This window comes from Paenibacillus agaridevorans, from assembly GCF_003112455.1.
Classification (GTDB): Bacteria; Bacillota; Bacilli; order Paenibacillales; family Paenibacillaceae; genus Pristimantibacillus; species Pristimantibacillus agaridevorans.
The window spans coordinates 1-3,885 of sequence record NZ_BDQX01000390.1; the positions used below are offsets into that span (position 1 = coordinate 1).

4 protein-coding genes and 2 pseudogenes are annotated in these 3,885 nt (G+C 54.0%); 1 reads left to right on the forward strand and 5 read right to left on the reverse strand.

All coding sequences use genetic code 11. The features are described from left to right. Nucleotides 1–209 (reverse strand): annotated as a pseudogene (locus PAT3040_RS29685) (hypothetical protein); the annotation flags it as partial. 166 nt (nucleotides 210–375) lie between these two features. On the opposite strand from PAT3040_RS29685, the gene mobB reads away from it, so the two are divergent. Then, on the forward strand, nucleotides 376–942 hold the full coding sequence (gene mobB, locus PAT3040_RS29690) for a molybdopterin-guanine dinucleotide biosynthesis protein B (protein ID WP_108995525.1): 567 nt from the start codon (nucleotides 376–378) through the stop codon (nucleotides 940–942). A 109-nt stretch (nucleotides 943–1,051) separates the two neighbouring features. Here the strand turns inward: mobB and PAT3040_RS29695 are convergent, their stop codons facing one another. The 4 genes and pseudogenes from PAT3040_RS29695 to PAT3040_RS37610 all read right to left on the reverse strand — a co-directional run. After that, nucleotides 1,052–1,702: a response regulator gene (locus PAT3040_RS29695; protein WP_087570086.1), complete on the reverse strand. Its 651-nt coding sequence runs from the start codon at nucleotides 1,700–1,702 to the stop codon at nucleotides 1,052–1,054. A 62-nt stretch (nucleotides 1,703–1,764) separates the two neighbouring features. Next, nucleotides 1,765–2,781 carry a sensor histidine kinase gene (locus PAT3040_RS29700; RefSeq protein WP_087570085.1) on the reverse strand — a complete coding sequence of 339 codons (1,017 nt, stop codon included), beginning with the start codon at nucleotides 2,779–2,781 and terminating at the stop codon, nucleotides 1,765–1,767. Between the two features lie 101 nt (nucleotides 2,782–2,882). Then, complete coding sequence (locus PAT3040_RS29705; protein ID WP_087570084.1) at nucleotides 2,883–3,605, reverse strand: PspA/IM30 family protein; 723 nt, start codon at nucleotides 3,603–3,605, stop codon at nucleotides 2,883–2,885. A gap of 4 nt (nucleotides 3,606–3,609) precedes the next feature. After that, nucleotides 3,610–3,885, reverse strand: a pseudogene (locus tag PAT3040_RS37610) (PspC domain-containing protein); the annotation flags it as partial.

Below are 3,885 nucleotides of genomic sequence, written 5' to 3' on the forward strand. Positions count from 1 at the left end.
GGCCAATCGCTCGTCGCGCGCAGCGACTCCGCGAGGCGGCGGCCGCCGCTTTCGGCCAGCGGCGCAAGCTCGCTGCCGACAGTTCTTGCAGCGGCAACGACACGCCGCTGCGCCTCCTCCGGCGTAATCGCCCGCCGGTTAAAGCGTCCATCGCTCCCTGGCGAGTTTACTCGCTCCACGCCATCCAATGACCCCTTCTCTTTCCCCATGCACGTTCCTCCAAGTCTATTAAACTTGAGCCCATCTCTCTTCCTCCATTGTATCACAGAGCAAGTGAGACAACCTGCCATAAGCATCAATTTCAACTCTCCAGATTCCGCATCTTCCCGAAAAATATGGTAAGATGAGCAAAATGATTTCGAGAGGAGCTTTCATTTGGAGAATCCGCAGCACAACGAATTTATGAAGCTTCACGCCAATCCCCCTGCCCGCCCCTTCGTCATCCAAGTCGTCGGACACAAAAACACCGGCAAAACCACTTTGGTTTGCCGGTTGACGGAGCTGCTGAAGCAGCGGAATTATAAAGTTGGCACAGTTAAAAGCGATGCTCATGATTTCACCATGGATGAACCCGGCACGGATACTTGGCGGCATCAACAGGCAGGCGCCGACATAACGGCCATATCCTCTTCGAGACGTAGTGCAATACTAAGCAACAAACCGTCATCTCTTGCCGAATTGCTAGTTCATATGCAGCATGTCGATATCGTCCTGGTCGAAGGCTTTAAGAGAGAGACACATCCGAAGCTCGTGCTCGTACGAGAGGAAGTCGACGCTGGGCTGCTCTCCAGCTTATCTCATATAAGCGCCGCCGTCCTATGGCCTGAGGCTCTGTCCCTACCTGCCGTCACAGAGCGCTTAAATGGGCTGCCCGCTTATAGCGTTAACGATTCCGAGGAAATCGCCGCGTACATTCTTTCCCAGGCCGCCAAACATTTATAATGCCGCAGCTTTGTTTTGGTTAGAGGCTGCAATTATTCGCCTATGTCCTGTAGACAGTCATGTTTACTACTATCCCTAAACACTCTTCGGTCTGACTGTTGTTCGGCCGTTACTCCGCAATTCCCTGCTTATGGGCATAGATCGCGGCTTGCGTACGGTCGTCCACATCCAGCTTGTTAAAAATATTCGTAATATGAAACTTTACAGTTTTTACGCCGATAAACAGCTCGTCCGCGATCTCCTGATTGGACTTGCCTTGCGCGAGCCGCTTAAGAACATCCATCTCGCGTTCCGTCAGGTCGTCGTGCAAAGGAGCCTTCTCCTGTTGTTTGGGCTGCCGGAACCGGTTCATCATCTTCGCGGCCACTTGCGCCTCAAGCACGGATTGGCCGCGCGCCGCCGCGCGGATCGCCTCGGCGATCTCATTTGCGCGGGATGTCTTCAACAGATAGCTGAAGGCTCCCGCTTCGATGACGGGATAGATCTTGCTGTCGTCGATAAAGCTCGTCAGTACGATAACCTTGCAATCCGGATGCTGCTCCAGCAGCTTAGCCGTCGTCTCGACGCCATCCATGCCCTCCATGACAAGATCCATCAATACAATGTCGGGCTTATAAGCCGTAGCCAGCCGTATACCTTCCGGGCCATTGCTGGCCTCTCCCACTACCTCGATACCATCCTCTGTATCCAGCACGGCTGCAAGTCCGATACGCACCATCTCGTGATCGTCGACCAGCAGCACTTTGATTGGCGCCTCCATATCTTCCATCTCTCCCCCAGTAGGTTGTTACCATCCGGAACTCCGCTGTTCGCAACCTTGATTTATTGAGCCCCGGCCTTGACTTGGCCGTCTACCGGCACCCACAGATGTATTGTCGTTCCTTCTCCAGGCTGGGACATCATTTGCATGCTGCCCCCAAGCTCGTTCACGCGTTCCTCCATCGTGAGCAAACCGTACGACGTTTGTTTCTTCACTTCCAGATCGAAGCCGATGCCGCTGTCCTGCAAGGTCATATGAACCCGATTGTCGAGACGCATCAGGCGGATATGCATCTTGTCCGCCTTGGAATGCCTCAGCGTATTCGACAGAGCCTCCTGAGCGATTCGGAAGAGATGATCCTCCGCTGCTGGCAGCAGCGTAATCGTCTCGTCGACTTCGAGCGTAATTTCCATCGGTATCTTTTGCTGCAGTTCCTCAATCAATGCCTTCAACGCTTGACCGAGATTCTTGCCCTCCAAATGGACAGGCCTTAGATGAAGAAGCAGCGCCCGCATCTCGGATTGCGCCACCGCCGCCATTTCCTCGATGAGCTGCACTTGACGCTTCGCCCGTTCCCAATCCCGCTCTATCGTACGGCTGACAGCCGTAGCCGTCATCGAGATGGCGAACAGCTGCTGGCTGACAGCATCATGAAGCTCGCGAGCCAAACGCTGCCTCTCTTCGATGACCGCGGTGAACCTGACCTTCTCCCTCCAATTAGGATCATCGGCAAGTTCATCCGGGCTAACGGCATCGGGATCATTGGAATCAATCGTTACCGTATACGAAGGACGTTTGCGCTGCTGCTCCGTCAGTCTCTTGAGCGCGGCCTTCAGCTTGGAATTTTGAAGATAACTCATAATCGTTGCGGCCACAAGTCCGCCGCCTACGCCGATCAATCCCATGACGGCCCATTTGCCCTTGAGCGTGTATAGCTCCACTACATCGAGTCCTTGCAGAACGATGACCGCCAGACTGACGATAATGAGCAGCCAAAGTACCGTCTCCGCCGTATTGCGCTTGCGGGCTGCCTTTGGACCTTCATCGCCCTGGCTGCGCTTATCTTGTTCTGCTTGCATCTGGAACGCTCCTTATGTAATTGTATATGAGGTTGTTCAACGTGGCAAAGCAGGAAAGAGCAGACCGTCTCCGGTCCGCCGCTTTCCTCATTTCGTCCTCATTATTCTGTTGCGTCGTTGTTTGCCGCAGGAGCATTGCCCGCATTCAGCTTGCTCTTGAGCGCTTCGAACTGCTCGTCAACCTTCATGCGCTTCTCCAGATCTGCCGAGCTGACCGGCGTGGATCCAGCCGAACCGCCGCTGTAGCTGCCGTAAGGGGTGCGAAGAACATCCGCTTCCGCCTCCAGTTGCATAATTTTCTCTTCCATCCGGTAGAAGCCGCGGGAAGCAGAACCGCTGTCGATGGTGTGGTTCGCGCTAAGCTGTGCCATTTGCTTCTGCGCCTTGGCAACTTGAGCGCGGGAAGCGAGCTCGTTGCGTTTGTTGCGAAGCTGGTAGAATTCTTCCTTCATGCCGTGCAGTTGCTGCATCAGCTCTTCCGCTTGCGCCTTCGCTTGTGCATGGAGATCGATATATTCCGTCACCTTCTGGTCAAAATACAGCTTCTCTTCCAGCAGCTTGCGAGTAAGCTCTTCCTGGCCGGCGCGCAATGCCGCTTCCGCCTTCGATTCGCGGTCGGACGCGCTGCGTACCGACTCGTCAAGACGCTGCTTCATGCGGCGCTCGTTCGCCATTTGTTTGGCAACCGTTACCTCAGCTTGATGAATTTCGGATTCCATGTCACGCAGATACTGGTTCAGCATGACTACCGGATCCTCCATTTTGTCGAGTACCTCATTTACCGATGCTTTCGTCATATCCTTCATTCTTTTGAAGATTCCCATAATATTATTCTCCCTTCTCGTATTTCGCGATTTTGGATTTTAATTCGTCGATTTCACGTCTTAGCGCCTTCTTCTCCAGATCGTCCATCATGCTGTCGAATCCGGGTGTCGCTGCAGGATCCTCTTTGCGGTATCCCCACTTGTCCTGAGGAGGGGGAGTCGAAGTTCCATACGACGCATTGTATGGTCCTTGTTGCCCGCTGGCAGAGCCATATGTTCCGTTGCTGTATCCACCGTTATTGTAACCGCCGTTATTGTAGCCGCCGTTATGGCCACCGCC

Coding starts and splice junctions, on each gene's coding strand:
- PAT3040_RS29705 (WP_087570084.1), bottom strand. CDS start 3,605: ATGGGAATCTTCAAAAGAATGAAGGATATGACGAAAGCATCGGTAAAT.
- PAT3040_RS29700 (WP_087570085.1), bottom strand. CDS start 2,781: ATGCAAGCAGAACAAGATAAGCGCAGCCAGGGCGATGAAGGTCCAAAG.
- PAT3040_RS29695 (WP_087570086.1), bottom strand. CDS start 1,702: ATGGAGGCGCCAATCAAAGTGCTGCTGGTCGACGATCACGAGATGGTG.